Annotated in this window: 18 protein-coding genes and 1 pseudogene; 10 read left to right on the top strand and 9 right to left on the bottom strand. The window is 71.3% G+C overall.

Annotation, left to right across the window (positions count from 1 at the left end):
- Positions 1-51: 51 nt before the first annotated feature.
- Complete coding sequence (locus tag ACFYQA_RS11605; RefSeq protein WP_388915166.1) at positions 52-2,058, bottom strand: NAD-binding protein; 2,007 nt, start codon at positions 2,056-2,058, stop codon at positions 52-54.
- A 298-nt stretch (positions 2,059-2,356) separates the two neighbouring features.
- Between ACFYQA_RS11605 and ACFYQA_RS11600 the strand changes: the two genes are divergently transcribed.
- Positions 2,357-3,481: a permease gene (locus ACFYQA_RS11600; protein ID WP_388914995.1), complete on the top strand. Its 1,125-nt coding sequence runs from the start codon at positions 2,357-2,359 to the stop codon at positions 3,479-3,481.
- A gap of 41 nt (positions 3,482-3,522) precedes the next feature.
- The gene (locus tag ACFYQA_RS11595) at positions 3,523-4,359 is read left to right on the top strand and encodes a TIGR03943 family putative permease subunit (protein WP_388915163.1); all 837 of its coding nucleotides are present in this window, start codon (positions 3,523-3,525) and stop codon (positions 4,357-4,359) included.
- A 27-nt stretch (positions 4,360-4,386) separates the two neighbouring features.
- On the opposite strand, the gene ACFYQA_RS11590 is transcribed toward ACFYQA_RS11595, so the two are convergent.
- Positions 4,387-4,671: a twin-arginine translocase TatA/TatE family subunit gene (locus tag ACFYQA_RS11590; RefSeq protein ID WP_388914992.1), complete on the bottom strand. Its 285-nt coding sequence runs from the start codon at positions 4,669-4,671 to the stop codon at positions 4,387-4,389.
- Between the two features lie 139 nt (positions 4,672-4,810).
- On the opposite strand from ACFYQA_RS11590, the gene ACFYQA_RS11585 reads away from it, so the two are divergent.
- Complete coding sequence (locus tag ACFYQA_RS11585) at positions 4,811-5,200, top strand: BlaI/MecI/CopY family transcriptional regulator (protein ID WP_388914989.1); 390 nt, start codon at positions 4,811-4,813, stop codon at positions 5,198-5,200.
- 6 nt (positions 5,201-5,206) lie between these two features.
- Complete coding sequence (locus ACFYQA_RS11580) at positions 5,207-6,142, top strand: M56 family metallopeptidase (protein WP_388914986.1); 936 nt, start codon at positions 5,207-5,209, stop codon at positions 6,140-6,142.
- 64 nt (positions 6,143-6,206) lie between these two features.
- Here the strand turns inward: ACFYQA_RS11580 and ACFYQA_RS11575 are convergent, their stop codons facing one another.
- Positions 6,207-7,094, bottom strand: a complete 888-nt coding sequence (locus ACFYQA_RS11575) for a sporulation protein (RefSeq protein WP_388914983.1) — start codon at positions 7,092-7,094, stop codon at positions 6,207-6,209.
- 98 nt (positions 7,095-7,192) lie between these two features.
- On the opposite strand from ACFYQA_RS11575, the gene ACFYQA_RS11570 reads away from it, so the two are divergent.
- On the top strand, positions 7,193-7,810 hold the full coding sequence (locus ACFYQA_RS11570; RefSeq protein WP_388914980.1) for a hypothetical protein: 618 nt from the start codon (positions 7,193-7,195) through the stop codon (positions 7,808-7,810).
- Positions 7,811-7,829: 19 nt separating this feature from the next.
- On the opposite strand, the gene ACFYQA_RS11565 is transcribed toward ACFYQA_RS11570, so the two are convergent.
- Complete coding sequence (locus ACFYQA_RS11565; RefSeq protein ID WP_388914978.1) at positions 7,830-8,132, bottom strand: zinc-ribbon domain-containing protein; 303 nt, start codon at positions 8,130-8,132, stop codon at positions 7,830-7,832.
- Positions 8,133-8,424: 292 nt separating this feature from the next.
- Here ACFYQA_RS11565 and ACFYQA_RS11560 point away from each other — a divergent pair, with 292 nt between their 5' ends.
- Entirely contained in the window at positions 8,425-9,465 is a 1,041-nt protein-coding gene (locus ACFYQA_RS11560) for a TerC family protein (protein WP_388914976.1), read from the top strand.
- Positions 9,466-9,880: 415 nt separating this feature from the next.
- Here ACFYQA_RS11560 and ACFYQA_RS11555 read toward each other — a convergent pair whose 3' ends face one another.
- The 3 genes from ACFYQA_RS11555 to ACFYQA_RS11545 all read right to left on the bottom strand — a co-directional run bounded on the left by ACFYQA_RS11555 (position 9,881) and on the right by ACFYQA_RS11545 (position 12,100).
- The gene (locus ACFYQA_RS11555; protein WP_388914973.1) at positions 9,881-10,795 is read right to left on the bottom strand and encodes a hypothetical protein; all 915 of its coding nucleotides are present in this window, start codon (positions 10,793-10,795) and stop codon (positions 9,881-9,883) included.
- A gap of 290 nt (positions 10,796-11,085) precedes the next feature.
- On the bottom strand, positions 11,086-11,223 hold the full coding sequence (locus ACFYQA_RS11550) for a DUF397 domain-containing protein (RefSeq protein ID WP_388915160.1): 138 nt from the start codon (positions 11,221-11,223) through the stop codon (positions 11,086-11,088).
- On the bottom strand, positions 11,186-12,100 hold the full coding sequence (locus tag ACFYQA_RS11545; protein WP_388915157.1) for a Scr1 family TA system antitoxin-like transcriptional regulator: 915 nt from the start codon (positions 12,098-12,100) through the stop codon (positions 11,186-11,188). The genes ACFYQA_RS11550 and ACFYQA_RS11545 overlap by 38 nt, the downstream gene beginning before the upstream one ends.
- Positions 12,101-12,396: 296 nt before the next feature.
- Here ACFYQA_RS11545 and ACFYQA_RS11540 point away from each other — a divergent pair.
- Positions 12,397-12,768 (top strand): annotated as a pseudogene (locus ACFYQA_RS11540) (ATP-binding protein); the annotation flags it as partial.
- A 350-nt stretch (positions 12,769-13,118) separates the two neighbouring features.
- On the opposite strand, the gene ACFYQA_RS11535 reads toward ACFYQA_RS11540, so the two are convergent.
- On the bottom strand, positions 13,119-13,622 hold the full coding sequence (locus tag ACFYQA_RS11535) for a pentapeptide repeat-containing protein (protein WP_388914971.1): 504 nt from the start codon (positions 13,620-13,622) through the stop codon (positions 13,119-13,121).
- Positions 13,623-14,024: 402 nt separating this feature from the next.
- On the opposite strand from ACFYQA_RS11535, the gene ACFYQA_RS11530 reads away from it, so the two are divergent.
- Positions 14,025-14,309 carry a hypothetical protein gene (locus tag ACFYQA_RS11530; RefSeq protein ID WP_388914968.1) on the top strand — a complete coding sequence of 95 codons (285 nt, stop codon included), beginning with the start codon at positions 14,025-14,027 and terminating at the stop codon, positions 14,307-14,309.
- Positions 14,310-14,448: 139 nt separating this feature from the next.
- On the opposite strand, the gene ACFYQA_RS11525 is transcribed toward ACFYQA_RS11530, so the two are convergent.
- The gene (locus ACFYQA_RS11525) at positions 14,449-15,753 is read right to left on the bottom strand and encodes a cation:proton antiporter (protein WP_388914965.1); all 1,305 of its coding nucleotides are present in this window, start codon (positions 15,751-15,753) and stop codon (positions 14,449-14,451) included.
- Between the two features lie 712 nt (positions 15,754-16,465).
- Here ACFYQA_RS11525 and ACFYQA_RS11520 point away from each other — a divergent pair.
- A complete protein-coding gene (locus tag ACFYQA_RS11520) occupies positions 16,466-16,909 on the top strand; it encodes a DUF6325 family protein (RefSeq protein WP_326753946.1) in 444 nt (147 codons plus the stop codon).
- Positions 16,910-16,926: 17 nt separating this feature from the next.
- Positions 16,927-17,214: an SHOCT domain-containing protein gene (locus tag ACFYQA_RS11515; RefSeq protein WP_388914962.1), complete on the top strand. Its 288-nt coding sequence runs from the start codon at positions 16,927-16,929 to the stop codon at positions 17,212-17,214.
- Positions 17,215-17,288 lie beyond the last annotated feature (74 nt).

Below are 17,288 nucleotides of genomic sequence, written 5' to 3'. Positions count from 1 at the left end.
CGGCCCGGGAAGCACCGGCAGGGCAGGTCCCCGGTCGTCCGGGTCGCCGGGTCACCTTCCCGGCTGTCCCCTTCCCCTGCGCCCGAGCAGTTCCGCCAGCCCTCGCCGGGTGGCGCCCAGCACCACCCGGTCCTCGTTCCGCAGGACGTACGTGTCGGGCAGGTCCCAGACCAGCCCCGACGGCCCCGGCGGCTCACCGGCCACCGTGGCGCCGCCGGGGCCGCTGCCGCGGCCGGCTCCGGTGTCGCGGCCGGCTCCGGTGCCGGCCCCGGCGGCGTTCCCGGAGCCGTTCCAGATGCCGCTCCCGTGCGCGCCCGGCGCCGCCGACCGGGTCGCCGCCGTGTCCAGGGCCAGCACCCGCCACGCTCCGGCCCGGAACGCCTCGCCGACCGTCTTCCCCTCCAGTTGCGGATGCCCGCCCACGGTCAGCGCCGCGAACAGCAGCACCCGCCGCTCGACCGGGATGGCTCCCAGGATCTGCCGGCCCATCATCGCCCCGGCGAAGGCGGGCGCGGCCAGGTGGGAGACGCTGCGGCTGCGGGTCACCGCGTCGGGGTGCGCGGCCCGCAGGGTGCGGTACACGGCCGTCGCGAACTCGTCGTCGTACAGCCGCAGGACGACCCGCAGGTCGGCGCGCAGGGCCCGCCCGTACAGCACGGCCTCCAGGTTGGTGGTGTCGACGCTGGTGAGCGCGAGGAACGCGTGAGCCCGATGGATCTTCGCGGCCTCCAGGACGCCCTCCTGCGTGACGTCCCCGAGCACCACCGGTACACCCAGTCGCCGTGCCGTGGCCATGCCCCGCGCCTCCGGGTCGGCCTCGACGCACACCACGGGGATGTGCAGTTCACACAGCCGGGTCAGCACCCGAGTGCCGATCTTGCCGAGCCCGAGCAGCACCACGTGCCGGCTCAGCCCGCGCGGCGGCTTCCGCAGCGCCGAAACGGTGCGGAAGGTGCCCATCGCTTCGAGGACCGCTGCCAGCAGCACCGGCAGCAGCAGCAACCCGACCAGCCCGGACAGCAGTTGCAGGATCTGTCGGCTCATGGAGTCGTTGTGAGCGGGTTCGTTGATCGCGAAGAGGTCGAGCAGGGTGACGTAGGTGGCGTGCAGCGGGTGGTCGTCCGTGGCCAGGGCCAGGACGACCGCCAGCGCCACCACCGCCGCCGCGATACCTGCCAGCGACCACCGCAGCCGCTGCGAGAACAGCGAGGCGAACGGCGGCACCTGGGCCCTGATGACGGGCAGCGGCGGTCCGGAGTACGACACCTGCTCCAGCACCATCGTGCCGCGTCCGGTCGCCGCCGCGACGGCCGCCGCGTCGGGCAGCATCTGCGGCCCCTGGTCGCCACTGTCCTCCGAACCCTCGGAGCCGGCCGGGTCGTTGCTCGTCGCGGACAGCAACGCCAGCGTGCACAGACCGGGATCGGCGACCTCGCCGGGGCGCGGGGGATGCCGTTCGACCGCGCGCAGCATCAGCCCGTCGGTGTCGACGATCTTGCTGGTGCCGACGAGGGCGGTGGCGACCAGGGCCGGGGCGGCCGTGTCGGCGTCGGACAGCACGGTGGTGGAGATGTCGGTCCTGGAATACCCCTGCCCCTGTGTGTCACCGCCGGACAACTCGGCTGCCTGATCGAGCAGTTCCTCGATGTGCCGGCCCAGGCGCCGGTTGTAGAGGCGCAGGACGAGACGGATCCTGGGGTTGATCCGGCGGGCGTTGAGGGCGGCACGGATGTTGGTCTCGTCGTCGTCGTACACCAGGGCCAGCGCGGCGGCCCGCGACACACCGACTTCGACGAGTACGGCGTCGGTGGGTTCGGCGGCCTCCACCAGCCGTTCGTCGGACGTTTCGTCCGAACCGCCCTGGGTGCCCGCTCGGTTGACGGTGGCGTTCACGAACCGGTCGAGCAGCGCGGCCGATGCGGCACGGGCCCGCCCCACCACCGGTTCCCGCACCCGGAGCCCGGAGGGCGGGACGACGAGCGTGACCTGTTCGCCGTACACGCCCCGGAGTTCGGCGGCGAGACGGTGCGCGAGTCCGTCGTCACCGCACACCACCATGTGCGCAGGGGGGACGCCCGGCAGGGTCTGATTCGGAAGGCTCACCACGAGAGGAAAGACTGCCGTATACACGCAGACGGTTCCAGGCGTACGCGGTGCCCGGTGCGTGCCGAACGATGCCCAATGGTGCCCAACGATGCTCAATGGTGCTGAACACGCTCGTCCTTCGCTCCGTATCCACGGGAACGGGAGGGGAGACGCGCCCCCGCCCGGCTGACGTCCCCGCTCCCGCTCCGTGCGCGATTCCGGAGGTACCCGGCCCGTGGCCATGACCAAGCCGACTCCGCGGGGAAACGGGATGAGGCACAGGCCGACCGGGCCGGGACCCGGGCCGGAGGGCGGGCCGGAGGGCGGGCCGGGGAGTGGACCGGGCAGTGGGACCGGCGGTGGCACGGCGCCCGGCGGTGACGGCAACGCTGACAGCGGCAACGGTGACGGCGGCAACGGTGACGGCGGCGGGGTGCCCGAGGAGTCCCGGCACCTCGACTCCCCTCTTCTCCTCGTCCTGTTCCTGCTTTCCGCCGTGATGCTCCAGGACCCGATCCGCCGCGCCCTGGGTGCCCCGGTGATGCAGAGCTGGACGACGGTGTTCGTGGCGGTGATGATCCAGGCGCTGCCCTTCCTGGTGCTCGGCGTCCTGCTGTCCGCGGCGATCGCGGTGTTCGTCCCGCCGTCCTTCTTCGCCCGCGCCCTGCCGAAACATCCGTCCCTGGCGGTCCCGGTCGCGAGCGCGGCGGGCGCGGTGCTCCCCGGCTGCGAGTGCGCGTCCGTCCCGGTGGCGGGGGCGCTGGTGCGCAGGGGAGTGGCCCCGGCGGCGGCCCTGGCGTTCCTGCTGTCGGCCCCCGCGATCAACCCGATCGTGCTGACGGCGACCGCGGTCGCCTTCCCGAACGATCCCATGATGGTCCTCGCCCGGTTCGTGGCGAGCCTGCTGGTGGCCTGTCTGATGGGCTGGCTGTGGCAGCGCCACGGCCGCGCGGACTGGCTGCGTCCGCCGTCCCGTTCGTCCTACGAGGGGCAGAGCCGGGGCGCGGCGTTCTGGGGGTCGGTCCGGCACGACGTGATGCACGCCGGCGGCTTCCTGGTGGTCGGTGCGATGGCCGCGGCGACGCTGAAGGCGGTCGTCCCGGCCCACTGGCTGCAACGGGCGGCCGATCATCCCGTGCTGTCGGTCCTGGTACTGGCCGCGCTGGCCGTTCTCCTGTCGATCTGCTCGGAGGCGGACGCGTTCGTCGCCGCGTCCCTGACCCAGTTCTCGCTGACGGCCCGGCTCACCTTCCTCGTCGTGGGCCCCATGATCGACCTCAAGCTCTTCGCCATGCAGGTGGGCACGTTCGGCCGCGGATTCGCCCTGCGTTTCGCCCCGGCGACCCTCGTCCTGGCGGTGGCGGTCTCGGTCCTGACAGGAGCGGTGCTGCTGTGAACCGGTTGCGCAGAAACCTGAAGCCGAACCCGAACCTCGATCTGAACCGGCAGGCGCAGGCGGCCCTGCTGTTCCTCCTGGGCGCGACCGTGCTGCACGCCGGGCTGACCGACCTCCATCTGCGTTACGTCAAGGCCGGCCTGCGCCCGCTGCTCCTGCTGTGCGGAGCCGTACTCGTCGTGACGGCGATGACGACGGTCTGGTACGAGTGGCGCGAAGCGTCCGGAAAGCGCGCCCGCGACGGGAACGGGGACGGAAACGGCGAGGGTAGCGGGGGCGGGGGCGGCGACGGTGGTGAGAGCGGCGACGAGAGCGGGGGCGGAAGCGGCGACGGTGGTGGCGGCGAGCATGATCACGACCGGGGGCATCGCGAGCCTCGTATCTCCTGGCTCCTGGCCCTCCCCGTCCTCGCCCTGATCCTGGTGGCGCCGCCGGCCCTCGGCTCGTACAGCGCCACCCACACGGGTACGGCCTTGCAGAAGCCGTTCGGCTTCCCGGACCTCCCCGCCGGTGAGGGCCCACTTCGCCTCGGGGTGGGGGAGTACGCGGCCCGCGCGGTCTACGACGACGGCCGCGACCTCCGTGACCGGCCCATCGAGATCACCGGCTTCGTCGCCCTGGACGCGTCCGGCACCCCCTACCTGGTCCGCATGTCCCTCAACTGCTGTGCGGCGGACGGACAGCCGGTCAAGATCGCCCTGACCGGCGAGGTCCCCCCGGTGCTGCAACCGGATGACTGGCTGGAGGTCAGCGGCACCTACAGCCCGCGCCGGACGAAGGACCCGGTCAACGACGGTCCTGTCCCCTACTTCGAGGTCACGTCGGCGCAGCCGGTCCCCACCCCGAACGACCCGTACGACGACATCTGGAACGGCTGAGCGGGCTCGCTACCGCTACCGCTACCGCTACTGCTGGGTGCGGCTGCCGTCGACGGCTGTGTCCCGGGTGACGGTCTCCCCCTGGATGACACGAGGGGCGTCCGACTGTTCCCCCTGCGGATGGTGCGGCTGCTGGGACGGGGACCGCTGCTCGTCCTCCTGCGCCTCCGCCTCCGCCTTCGCCGCGCGGGCCTCGGCCTTGAGGATGCGGGCGGACTTTCCGGCCGAGCGGGCCAGCTCGGGCAGCTTTTTCGCCGCGAGCACGGCTATGAGGACGATGAGGATGATCGCGATTTCGCTCAGTCCGAACATGGGGGTCCGTCCGTCCTTCTCGTGAGCCGTTGCCGGATGCCGCCCGTAGAATCTACAGCAATGTAGAGAATTTGACGGCGTTCGCTCGTCTGTACGATGACCGCCCGGGAACGGGAGGGCGACGGAAGGAAGGCAGGCCGTGGTCGAACACAGTCAGCGTCACCGGCGGCGTCGGCAGGGCGAGTTGGAGGCACTGGTGCTGTCGGCGCTGCGGGAGGCGGACGGCCCCGCGACGGCCGGCTGGGTACAGGAGCGCCTGGGCCAGGACCTCGCCTATACGACGGTCATCACGATCCTCACCAGGCTGCTCGCGAAGGGCGCGGTCACCCGTGAACGCGCGGGCCGCTCCTTCGCCTGGACCCCCGCCTCCGACCACGCCGGCCTCGCCGCCCACCGGATGCGCAGGGTGCTGGACGCCGAGAGCGACCGGGAGGCGGTCCTGGCCAGCTTTGTCACCGGCCTCGGCCCGGACGACGAACGACTGCTGCGGGAACTGCTGCGTCAGCCCCGGAGCGACGGGGAAGACTGAAGCCTCATGGGGGTGTTCGTCTTCCTGCCGCTCGTCCTGCCGTTGACGGCATGGCCGATCGCCCGGCTCGCCGCACAGCATCTCCACCCGCGCACCGCGACGCGGATGCTGACCTGGGTGGCGGCGGTGATGGCGGTGTGCAGCACGGTGTGCCTGTGCCTGGTGATGGTGGTCGGCACCGCCACCCTGCCCGGCAACCCGTTGCCCGACGGCTGGTCGGACCCGGAGGTGCGGGAGGCGGTCCCGTACGACGAGATCGTGGGAAAGGCCGCCATCCCGGCGCTGTGCGCGGTGCTGCTGGCCTGCGCCCGGACCCTGTGGCGGCACGTCCGCACCCGCCGCCGCGCCCACCGTGCCCTGGACGGTCTGCCGGACACGGAGGTGGCGGTCCTGCCCGATGACACCCCGTACGCGTACGCCCTTCCGGGCAGCGGACCGCGCCGCGACCGCGTCGTGGTCACCACCGCGCTCCTGGACCACCTCGCCCCCGCCGAACGCCGCGCGCTGTTCGCCCACGAACGCGCCCACCTCACCGCGCGCCATCACCGGTTCCTGATGGCCGTACGGCTGGCCGCGCACGCCAACCCGTTCCTGCGCCCTCTGCACACGGCGGTGTCGTACGCGGCGGAGCGCTGGGCGGACGAGGAGGCGGCCCGTACGGTCGGCGACCGCCGTACCGTCGCCACCGCCATCGGCAGGGCGGCCCTCGCCTCCCGGGACGGCGGCCCGCCCCTGCCCGCGTTCGCGGCGCCGGGACCGATCCCCCGCCGGGTGGCGGCACTGCTCGCCCCGGCTCCGGCGACCGGGCCCTGGCCGGAGGTGTTCACCTCGGCGGGTCTGGCGGCCTGGGGAGCGGCCGCCGGTACGGCCGCGTCGGCGATGTCGTCCGCCAACGCGGCGGTGACCCTGTTCTGGATCCTGTGGACGGCGACGCCGCTGTGATGAAGCCGCTGTGATGAAGCCGCTGTCATGACACTGCCGCGAGGCGTTGGCGGGAGCCGGATTCTCAGCCGATACCCGGCCCGGAGGAGTGCGGTCCGCCGTGTCCGTACGCACTGTCGTTGCCGTACGCCTCCCGGTGCTCGACCAGCTCACGCACCCAGCCGTCGACCTCGGTGGCCCAGTCGCGGGCGTCGTCGTGGCCCACGGTGAACCGGCTGAGCGCGTCGTGTCCGGTGTCGTCGTCGCCGCCCGCGTTCCCGCTGCCCCGCTTGTCGGCCTCCAGGACGACGTCGATGCCGCCCGGGTGGGTCAGGAAGGTCAGCTCGATCTCCTCCACCCGGTCCGCGTACGAGGGCGCCGGGGTGAGCCCGATCTCCTGGTGGAAGGGCAGCCGCTGCCCGGTGCCGCCGATGCGGCCGTGCTCGAGACCGGCGGACCGCAGCCCGTACCCGAGCTGCCGGAACGCCTCGAGGATCGCCTCCTGGGCGGGCAGCGGGCCGACATCGAGCGGATCGAGGCCGGAGCCGGGGTCGAGGCCGGGGTCCCGGTCGGTGCCGGCGTCCGGGCCCTGCGTCCCGGTGACCTCCACCTCGGTCCGCACGCCGAGGCGGACGTCCAGTTCCCGGCCCTCCAGCTCGGTGACGGGTGTCTCCCACGGCAGCGTCACCCCGAACGGCACGGTGCGCGCCTCACCCTCGTCCAGCCGGAACCCACCCCCGATGGCGAAGCGCTCGAAGGCGACGGCAGCGGCTCCCCCACCCTCCCCTCCCCCGTCCCGCACCCGGGCCACGAGCTCAAGGGCCACCTGCTCGACGTCGAACGCGGTGTCGCCGCCCACGAGCCGCACCTGCCCGGCGAGCGTCCCGCCGGGCCGGACGGGCCCCGGCTCCAGAATCGTGTCGACCGAGGGACCGCCCACACCCGACGAACCGAGCAGCCGCTTGAACACCATCGAGGCATCCGCTCCTTACCTGCCACCTGACCTGCCGCGTGGAGCATAGATGGGTTGCCCGGAAGGGTCCGTGCAGCCGCTGTGGCTATCATCCGGCCATGACTCTGCCCGACCGGGTGCTTGACGCAGGCCGCTTCGGTACCAGGGCGAAGTGGCTGCTCGTCGGCGCCCTGGTGCTCCTGTGGGCGTCGGCGCGGTACGTGGCGATTCCGGAGATCTGGAGCCTCCTCGACCGCGCCGAGGTGCTGGGAGCGGCGGCGACCTCGGGCGCGCCCTCGGCGGAGGCCGGTGACGGGGCATACACGAGGGTCTACACGGCGGCGTACACGGTGTCGGTCGCCCCGGCGGTCACGGGGGTGGTCCTCTACCTGCTGTGGCGTGTACGGCACACGGTGGAGGAACGATTCCCCACCCCCGTCCTCCTCGTCCTCGCGGCCCTGGTGACCTGCCAGGTGGCGTCCGTGGCGGCCGGGTGGGGTGATCCGTACACGGGCAGCGCGCTCGAGGAGCAGCTGGAGGGCACCGGCATCAGCCTGTGGGCGCGGGGCGCCGTCGAACGCGGCTGGTACGCCGGATATGCGGGGCTCGTCCTGGGCGCGGCGGCACTGGCCTTCGCGTTCACCCGCCCGCCCCGCCACCAGCCCCGCTGGATCCTGGCCCTGGTCCCCGTCGCCGTGGCCGCCCCGTGGGCCGCCCTCGCGGGCCCGTACTTCTGAGGACCAGCGGCGTGCGGCATTACTGCTGGTACGGCTGCTGGTGCTGCTGGGGCGACTGTCCGTACGCCTGACCGCCACCGGGACCACCCGAAGCCTGCGCCTGCAACTGCTCGGCCTGCTCCGCGGTCACCTTCGACTCGGCGCCGCAGAAGGTGCACTGCGTCGCGTACTTCGTCGAGACCGGGAACAGCGGCACGAAGAACAGCGTGAACTTCGTGACCCGCTTCCTGAGCGTGTGCGCGGAGGGATTTCCGCACTGGGAGCACACCAGCGTGAGTATCGCGAGCTGGTAGAGGTACCCCTTGGTGCCGAAAATGATCATGCCATCGCTCCTGTCCCGGGCCCTCGCCCACTGAACCATCCATTGCCGCTGCCGCTGCCGCTGCCGCTGCCGCTGCCGCTACTACGAAAGTACTGGCCGTAAACCGTCGGTGGGCGATCCGCGAGTGATCGGTGAGCAGTCGGCAATGTGGCAGGCCGAAGACTGCCACACTCCGCACACCGCCCGGTCGGGGCACCGGCCCGGCCTCCTGGATCGCTCAAGTGCATGAATGGACACAAAATGCGATGAATGGCCTCTTTGTATCGGTATGGGTCGTGGAGGGGTGGCTGGCGTGCTTGAGGTGCCGCTTTGGCTGTGGGGGGCGTTCGCCGCGACGGTGGTGGTGTCGCTGGCGGCGGATCTGCTGGCCCACCGCACCGCGCACGTCATCGGTTTCAAGGAAGCCGGCGCCTGGAGCGTTCTGTGGGTGAGCCTCGCCCTGACCTTCGGTGCGGTCGTCTTCCTGGTCCTCGGGGCGACGGCGGGCACGGAGTACATCACCGCATGGCTCCTGGAGAAGAGCCTGTCGGTCGACAACCTCTTCGTCTTCGCCGTGATCTTCGCGTACTTCAAGGTGCCCCGCGCCTACCAGCACCGTGTGCTGTTCTTCGGCGTCATGGGCGCCCTGGTCTTCCGCGGGATCTTCCTCACCCTCGGCGTCGCCGTGGTCAGCCGCTTCACCGCCGTGCTCTTCGCCTTCGCCGCCGTCCTCTTCTACAGCGCCTACAAGCTCCTCAAGGACGAGGAGGAGAACTTCGACCCGGGCAGAAGCTTCGCCGTACGGCTGCTCCGCAAGATCATGCCGGTCCGCGACGAGTACGCCGGGGCGAAGTTCTTCGTCAAGGAAGCCGGCAAGCGCATGGCCACCCCGCTCCTGGCGGTGGTGGCCGCCATCGAGGCGGCCGATCTGATCTTCGCCGTCGACAGCGTTCCCGCCGTTCTCGCCGTCAGCGACGACGCCTTCATCGTCTACACCAGCAACGCGTTCGCCATCCTCGGTCTGCGGGCCCTCTACTTCCTGCTCGCGGGACTCTTGGACCGGTTCCACTACCTGAGCAAGGGCCTTGCGATCATCCTCGCCTTCATCGGCGTCAAGCTCGTCCTTCAGGCATCCCACAAGACGATCAGCACCAGCATTCCCGAGGTCCCCTCACCGGTCAGTCTCGCGGTCATCGTCGTCGTCCTGGCCGGTTCCGTGGCCCTCAGCCTGCTCCGACCCGCCCCGCCCCATCCGGCGCCCGCCGGTCAGGACGGGAAGGCGGCCTCGTCGCCGGAGTCGGCAACCACCGAGAACCCCGGCCCCGACGGAGACGCACCTGCCGAACAGGACTAGGAGGGGAAGGATCCGCCTCGACCGGCGGGCTGATCGGCGCGGAGGATGCGCGCACGCTCCCGGTGTCCTTATATGACCGAAAAGCCTAGTATTAAAGAATGAGTAAAGCAGAACGCGAGGCCGGTCCCCAGGGAGCGCTTGTCTGCCCGGTCTGCAAGCAGCCAGTGACCACGATGGTGAAGGGGAGGCACAAGACTCTCGGAATCGTCGTGCCCGTGTGGCGCCCCGGCCCCTGCCACAACACCGAGTGTTCTGAACACCTGAAGGAATCGAAGCAGTTCGGACGTCAGAAGTACTGACGCGGCCGAGCCGGGGCGCCGCCCGCCTCCCCTCCCGGGAGAGGGGCGGCAAGGCACGTCTCCTCCGGTCGGCCTTCGAGACCTTCCCGGTCGGCCGAGCGCTCTGAACCGTCGGCTCAGGCGGCGGCGGGCGACTTCTTACCGTGGCGCCGGCAGTCCCGGCAGCGCTGCCCGGGTTCCGGCGCGCGGAAGGCGCGCTCGCAGCCCTCGCAGGTCTGGAACGGGAGGAGGGCCGGGCGTTCGGCGAACGACGGGAGCGGTGCCGGAGGGGGCGCGGGCAGGGGCGTTTCCCGGAGGCGGAAGGCGAGGATGCCTGCCGGGCGGGTCAGGAAGTGGTCGGGGAGCCGTGCCGTGAGATGTGCGGTGATCCGGGAGGGCGTGACACCTGCCGCGAGCCACTGCCCGACGGCCGGCGCCAGCCGCGCGGCCTCCCGCTCGGACAGGAGGAGCCGCGGATCGACGCGGCGGAGCGAGGCCAGCACGGCGACCGCTTGCGGGTCGGCGTCGGAGAGTGCCGTCGGCTCCTCCGGCCGGTCCGCAGCGGGGACGGAGGCAGGGGCGGACGTCGCTTCCTTGACCGCCGTCGACGACGGGGACGTGGCGCGCTCGGCAGCGGGCGACTTCCGGGGCCGGGTCGGCTTCGGCGGTTCCGAGGAGTCGTCCGGGTCCGGCTGCGGTGCGCCGCCGGGGACGTCGTAGAAGTACGTCCGGGTGCGGATCTGCCCAGAGGACAGGCGCTCGCAACGGCGTTCCAGGTACCCGGCGGACTCCAGCTCCCTCAGAGCCCGGGAGATCAGGATCTCGCCCTCGCTGAAGTGCGCGCACAGGGCCTCGATGGACACGCGGGAGCCGGTGGGCAGGGAGAGGATGTAGACCGCCACGCCGATGGTGACCGCGCTGCCGCGCCGCTGGGCGAGGGCGTTGGAGATCACGGTGAAGTCGGCGGTGAGCCGGGCGCGTACGTGGATCACGCCGGAGGCCGGAGCTCCGGCGTCGGCGCGCAGGCGCGCGTTAGACTGCGAGTCAGCCATTGGGAAGGTTGGTGCTTCCTGATCGGTGAGGCCCTCGTTCGGGAAGCCACTCCCGGCCGGGGGCCGTATCTGTTTGCGGTTGTCGAGCTTGTCGCGGTGAACGTAACCGCCCGAATCCCGCGCCCGCAAGCCGGTCACCCGCACGAGTGACGCGAGCCTTCCGGCGGGGAGGGTGGGCGGGCGGGTAGTTCTTTCCCCCGGTTCTTTCAGGAGGTCAGCGGCCCACCGGACCCTCGCGGACGAGGACCCGGTGACCCCGGCGGACGGACGACGACCGAAACCCGGCCACCTCAGGGACGGTGCTGCCTGTCACCCTTCAACTCGCCTATGAAGGCGGCCCAGGCGGCGGCTGTGAAGCACAGTGCCGGACCGTGCGGGGCGGCCTTGCTGTCACGGACGGGCACGACGGCCCGGAACCCGTCGGCCACCTCCACGCAGTCGCCCCCCTCCTGATTGCTGTAGCTGCTCTTGCGCCAGACGGCGCCGGTCGGATCGGGATGGGACCTTCGCTCCACGGTGGTTGTCCTCCATCACGGATCGGATCATGTCGAGGGACATGAGCGGGGGCAGAGCTGCCGCCCGCAGCCGATCGTAGGTCAGCGCGAAACTCCTGACTTCCCCTGGATCCTCGATGAGTTGGCCGTAGTGCGCGCCCTCCGTGTAGGCGGTCTCCGAACCGTCCGGCAGGGTGAGCACCGTGAGCGAGCCGCCCATGACGTCGTGCTCGCCCTGGTCGAACGGCAGTACCTGCACGGTGATGTGAGGTTCCGACGCGGTCCCGAGCAGCAGCGCCAACTGCTCGCGCATCACCGCCTGGCCTCCGACGGGACGCCTGAGCACCGCCTCGTCGAGGACCACCCACAGCTCGGGACGGCAGGGCGTACCGAGGCGCTCCTGCCGTCCCAACCGAAGGGCGACCCGCTCCTCCAACTGCTCTTCGCCGCCCAGCGTCCGGCCGACACTCAGCACAGCCCGCGCGTAGTCCTCCGTCTGCAGCAGACCCGGCACCACATGAGCCGCGTACTGCTTGATGGCCCCCGCCCGCTCCGAGTACTCCATGAACTTCCGCGACCAGTCCGGAAACGCCTCCCGGTACACGTAGGGCCACAACTCGACGAGCAGATCGTCCGCGCCGAGAACCGCGTCCAGCGCACGCGCCAGCTCCAGCGTCGGCTTCGCCCCGGACGCCCGCTCGATCTGCGTGATCCGCGTGCTGACCACATGTGTCCTGGCGCCGAGCTCGGCCTGGGTCAGCCCGGCCGCCGTGCGGAGCCGGCGTACACGGGCGCCGAACAGCGCCGCCATCGACGTACTCGGATCAATTCCGTTGGCCAAAGCGTCACTTCCGTTCCTTACCGCCTGAAAGGTAATGCGATGTCACCTTTCGAGCGTAGGGCGATCGGACGACTCTTGTTCACGGAACGTGACGCATCGCGTGCGCCGCGAGACGTCTCAGCTCGACGGACAAGGACGGACAAGCCGTGCTGACAGGAACGACAGCCCCGGGAGAGGGGCCGCGCCGGACTACGGCCGCTGCCGCTGCCGCACTCGACGGCACCGCACACGAACCCCCCTCCTGGTCCGGGCAGTTCGCCTCCTCACTGCGAGGTGCGCAGCTCGCCCGGCGCCTCGCCGTCCGGCGCATGGAGGAGTGGGGCCACCCGCCGGAGTCGGACGCGTCGTGCGCGGTCGCCCTGGTCGTCGGCGAACTCGCGGCGAACGCCGTGCGACACGGCCGGACCCCCGGACGCGACTTCCGCCTCCGGCTCACCCTCGACACGACCGCGGACCTGGTGCGCATCGAGGTCACGGACGCCGCCTCGGAGAAGCGGCTGCCCCCGGCCCCGCCCACGTCGTGCCCGGAGGGGGAGTCGGGCCGGGGACTGCTTCTGGTGGACGTCCTGTCCCTGCGCTGGGGATCGACGCCTCGCAGGCCCGTCGGCAAGACGGTATGGGCGGAGGTGCCCGTGGAGGAAAGCCCCCCGGCCACCCGCGAAAATCCCCGGGGGGCTGACCCGCACCCCTCCCGAACGGTTCTCGAGCGGCCCGCGGATCCGGAAGAGCCGCAAGGCGAACGATTGCGCGTTCCCTCCTTGCCGCGTGAGAGAACACGCAAAGAGGCGTGAGGCGTGACGTGGACGGCCATGGGGTACATGGTCGGCTCGGCGCTCCGGGCATGGGACCGGGTGTGATCCTGCTGCCGCTCGATACTCCGGCTGTAGGTCGTGGTCTCGCGTGGCGTCGCCGGGTGCTTCGGTTGGCGCGGGCCGGTGCCCGACCTCAGCCTGGTCGGGGTGGAGATCGGCGCACCGCCCGGCAGGCCCTACTCGTTCCCGTCGTGCTCGGGTGGCCAACCGAGGACGCCTTCCGCTTGAACATTGCGCAGGGTTGCTCCCTCGAACCGGGCCCCGGTGACGTCGGTCAGCCCGCGCGGGGGCCTACCGGTGTTCACGCTTCCGATTCTGGCGCCGGTCAGATCGGTGTCGCGCAGGTCGGCACCCCGTAGATCGCATCCGGCCAGGCTGACCCCGCGCAGTGAAGCCCCGCGCAGGTCTGCGCCACTGAGGTCACAGAACTTGAACCAGCACCCGTCCAGGGTGGCGTGGCGTAGATCTGCCCCGATGAACAAGCAGCGGGTGAACCGCAGCCGCGACGTGCGGGTGGAAGCAAGGTTTTGGCCGGTGAAGTCCTCACGGTTCACGGCCGCATGGCTGTGAAGCGCGGCAAGTCGCTGTCTCGCCGTCGGTGACGTGGTCATGTGCGCCAGGGTGTCAGCCGGGCCGGTGGCCGTCGCCCGGATTTCCGACGGTTCGCCGCCCACGCCCACCGGCCGATCACACAGGTCCGGGCCGGTCCGGGAACGGGTACGGCCACCGTTGATCACCGTGAGTTGTGCGGGTCGAGGGCGGAGCCGCCGCGTACCTGTCCGAAGCGGAGCGGGTCCGCCTGCATGTTCTGATGTGGTGCTCCCTTTTCAACGTGTCTCCGGGCGGCGTTCCCGGCGACTCGGGCCAGACCCGGCCTCCGTGCCGGACGGGGTTCCTGTGCGATGACCGTGCCGGCGGTGACGCCCGGCACCACGGCGATCGTCAGCGCGTCGCCACCGGCCCCGGTCACCGGCGCCCCCTCGCCTGCCACCAAGGCCGCACCTGCCCGTACGGGGGCGCTCCGGCTTCTTGTGCCGTTGCCCGGGATGCGAGGTGGCCGCCTGTCGTTGGATGGTGGAGTCATGAACCATCACCATCACCAGCCCCTGCACTCGATCGACATCGACACCCGGCTCGTCACGGCCGGTGCCGTGCTCACCGCGGCCGGTGCCGTGGTGGCGGGCACCGGCATGGTCATCGCGGCCGCCGCCGTGTTTGCCGCAGGTCGGCGCATGATCCGCGACATGGACGTGCCTCCGGCCCAGCAGGCGGCCATGAAGTGGCGGCAGGCCAAGGAGGCGTCCCGGGCGGGCATGCAGGCGTGGCAGTCCGCTTCCGGCGACCAGAACGGGTCGCTCGCCCGCTAGGGGGTGTCTGAGGTGCGGAAGGGGGAGCTGCCGCAACCGCCGACGCCTGCGAAAACGCTCGGAGCGGGGCTGTACCGCACCACCTGTGGTTCGTCATCGGCGGGCCCGAACGCCACGGGTGGCACGGTCGCCGTGTTCGTCAAGGGCTGTGGGGGTCGCGTATGCCGGGAGCCTTGTCGGCGCCGAGTGCGTTCTCCCGCAGGCCCGGTTCGGTGCGGAGCGTCCTGGTGAACCAGTCGCCGTAGCGGTTTCCCAGAAACGGGGCCGTGGCGCCGTGGAGGAGAACGCTCAGGCCCACGGTCACGGCGATGACGCCGTTCAGCAGCGTCGCCCCGGGCAGGTGCTCCTCGAAGGCCAGCAGGCCGAAGACCAGGGAGGCGAGCCCGCGCGGACCGAACCACCCGATGTAGGCGACGGAGGCGGCCCGCAGACCGGTGCCGGCCATGGCCAGAGCGACCGGCAGCATCCGGACCGCGGTCAGGCTGATCAGCGCGTAGACCACCATCCGCCACGTCAGGTGCTGAAGGACCGGCCCCAGGATGACCGCGCCGAAGACCAGGAAGCTCACCGAGGAGAGCAGGAGCCCGAGCCGCTCGCTGAACTTCGCGCTCTGCGTGGGACCCGGGCCTTCGGCGCGAGCGACACGTCCTGACGGCGCGCCACGCAGCCGGCTTCCGAAGGCCAGACCGGCGGCCCAGGCGCCGATGAAGCCGCTGCCTTCGGCCGCGTCACACAGCGCGTAGGTGACCAGGGGAACGGCGACCGTCAGGAACTGCCGCCACGCAGGAGTGCTCCAGTCCCGGGCAACCGACCAACGCAACACGCCCGCCCCGGCCCAACCGGCGGCGAGCCCGATCGCACCGCTCAGCAGCAGCGCCCGCAGGAACGTCACGACGACGCCCGGATGTCCCTCCCCCTCGCCCGCCGCCGCCAGCGCCAGCACGAAGAACGGGAGCACCAGACCGTCGTTCAGACCCGATTCGACGCTCAGGCCGCCTCGGACCAGCGCCGGGACCCGCTCGTTGGAGAAAGCCTGCTGTCCGAGCGCGGCATCCGTCGGAGCCAGGATGACGCCGACCAGCGCCAGCTCCCACACACCCAGACCGGGCAGGAGGGGCCAGGCCACCAGCCACCCCAGCGCCATCGTGACGGGCAGCCCGATCACGAGCAGCCGCAACGGCAGGAACCCCTCCCTGCGCAGGTCCTCGATCCTGATCGCCGCCGCGTCCGTGAACAGCACAAGGACGAGCGCGCTCTCCAACAGCGTCCGGATGACCTCCGGATCCCGGTCCGCGTTCATCAGGTCCAGGCCCAGAGGCCCGATCACCAGCCCGCACACGACGAACACCAGGGGCCCGGACAGCACCGTCGTCGACAGCCGCCGCGAGAGCGCCCCGTAGCCGACGACCACGCCACCGGCCACCACCACACCCCACTGGCTCATCCGTACTCCTCACCCGGGACCGGGGTGACCGCCCGGGCAGCTGTGCCGGGGCGACGCGCCACGCGCCCGACCACGCCATCCATCACGGTCACGCAGTGGCATGACCTCTCACTCTAGGTGTCGGTTCGGTCGAGCCGGGGACCCTCGGTCCTGGCGCGCGGAGCCGGGGAGGGGGCCTTTGCCGGTTCGTGCGAGGCCGCACACCGGACGAAAGCGGGCCGGTGCCGGTTCTGACCGAGGTGTGCGTACCGATCACGGTCGAGATCTGCGCGCATCCTCGCCCACCCGACGGGGCCCGGGGAACGGACGGGCGGACGCCCGGCGGGCCCGGCGGCCTCCGCCCGTTCCCGGGACCACGACCCGCCCGTTCCCGGGGCCACGAGCCGCCCGTTCCCGGGGCCACGAGCCGCCCGTTCCCGGGGCCACGAGCCGCGGCAGGGCCGTCCGGAGGGCGGGCGCCCAGAACCGGCCGACCGCCGCGAACCGCGTCCGAGTCCAGGCCCGCGACGAGCGAGCGGGGCCGAGCTGGACGTGAGGCTGCTCCCCGGGAGTGGACACCGGCAGATCCACGCGATGCGGCACGCCGACGCGGGCGGACCCGGTGGACCAGGCGGGTGAACGGTTCACCGAAGTGCGAACGCCACGGCCCGATGGTGCAATTGGAATACGGGGAGAGCTGCGAGCACCGGACGCGAGCACCAGAGGTGACGCCGTGAGCGACGAAACCCAAGAAGTGGGCCCGATCGACTATCTGGTCGTCGAGTTTCCCGGTAACCGAATGACGGGTGAGGGATTTCCCCTGCTGGTCGATCTTGTGGACCGCGGCCTGATCAGGATCCTCGACCTGATGTTCGTCAAGAAGGACGACGACGGTTCCGTGACCGGCATGGAGATCGCCGACCTGACCGGCGACGGCGAACTCGACCTGGCCGTCTTCGAGGGTGCTTCCTCCGGTCTCCTGGGCCAGGACGACATCGAGGAGGCGGCCACCGCGCTGGAGCCCGGCAGTTCCGCCGGCATCCTGGTCTACGAGAACCTGTGGGCCGCGCCCTTCGCCACCGCTCTGCGCCGAGGCGGGGCCAGGATGGTCGCCTCCGGACGGATCCCGGTGTCCGCAGTCCTCGACGCCCTCGACGCGGCTGAAGCCGCTCGCTGAGCAGAAGGGAAACCACCATGCCGGGTCTCATCCGCGGGGTCGCGCGTACCGCCGCCATCGCCGGAACGGCGACCGCCGTATCGAACCGCGTGTCACGCCGCCAGCAGGGACGCTGGGCAGCTCAGCAGGAATCCGAGGCACTCTCGCCTCAGCCGACGTCCCCTGCCCCGCAGTCTCCGGCTCCGCCGGCCCCCGACATGACCAGCAAGATCGAACAGCTGAAACAGCTCGGCGAACTCAAGGCTCAGGGCGTGCTCACCGAGACCGAGTTCGAGGAGCAGAAGCGCAGGATCCTCGGATCATGACCGGCTCTCGTCGAGGGCTCCACGCTGCTTTCCCCCAGGCGCCCTGACGGTGCCGTGAACCATGCACCACGATC

This window comes from Streptomyces sp. NPDC005774 (genome assembly GCF_042871645.1).
Lineage (GTDB): Bacteria > Actinomycetota > Actinomycetes > Streptomycetales > Streptomycetaceae > Streptomyces > Streptomyces pratens.
The sequence above is the reverse complement of the archived record's forward strand: the minus strand, read 5'-3'. Positions and strand labels throughout refer to the sequence as shown.

Excerpts from the sequence above, each read along its gene's own strand:
- ACFYQA_RS11605 (WP_388915166.1), bottom strand. The coding sequence starts at position 2,058 with ATGGTGGTGTGCGGTGACGACGGACTCGCGCACCGTCTCGCCGCCGAA.
- ACFYQA_RS11600 (WP_388914995.1), top strand. The coding sequence starts at position 2,357 with ATGAGGCACAGGCCGACCGGGCCGGGACCCGGGCCGGAGGGCGGGCCG.
- ACFYQA_RS11590 (WP_388914992.1), bottom strand. The coding sequence starts at position 4,671 with ATGTTCGGACTGAGCGAAATCGCGATCATCCTCATCGTCCTCATAGCC.
- ACFYQA_RS11580 (WP_388914986.1), top strand. The coding sequence starts at position 5,207 with ATGGGGGTGTTCGTCTTCCTGCCGCTCGTCCTGCCGTTGACGGCATGG.
- ACFYQA_RS11575 (WP_388914983.1), bottom strand. The coding sequence starts at position 7,094 with ATGGTGTTCAAGCGGCTGCTCGGTTCGTCGGGTGTGGGCGGTCCCTCG.
- ACFYQA_RS11570 (WP_388914980.1), top strand. The coding sequence starts at position 7,193 with ATGACTCTGCCCGACCGGGTGCTTGACGCAGGCCGCTTCGGTACCAGG.
- ACFYQA_RS11565 (WP_388914978.1), bottom strand. The coding sequence starts at position 8,132 with ATGATCATTTTCGGCACCAAGGGGTACCTCTACCAGCTCGCGATACTC.
- ACFYQA_RS11555 (WP_388914973.1), bottom strand. The coding sequence starts at position 10,795 with ATGGCTGACTCGCAGTCTAACGCGCGCCTGCGCGCCGACGCCGGAGCT.
- ACFYQA_RS11545 (WP_388915157.1), bottom strand. The coding sequence starts at position 12,100 with ATGGCGGCGCTGTTCGGCGCCCGTGTACGCCGGCTCCGCACGGCGGCC.
- ACFYQA_RS11530 (WP_388914968.1), top strand. The coding sequence starts at position 14,025 with ATGAACCATCACCATCACCAGCCCCTGCACTCGATCGACATCGACACC.
- ACFYQA_RS11525 (WP_388914965.1), bottom strand. The coding sequence starts at position 15,753 with ATGAGCCAGTGGGGTGTGGTGGTGGCCGGTGGCGTGGTCGTCGGCTAC.
- ACFYQA_RS11515 (WP_388914962.1), top strand. The coding sequence starts at position 16,927 with ATGCCGGGTCTCATCCGCGGGGTCGCGCGTACCGCCGCCATCGCCGGA.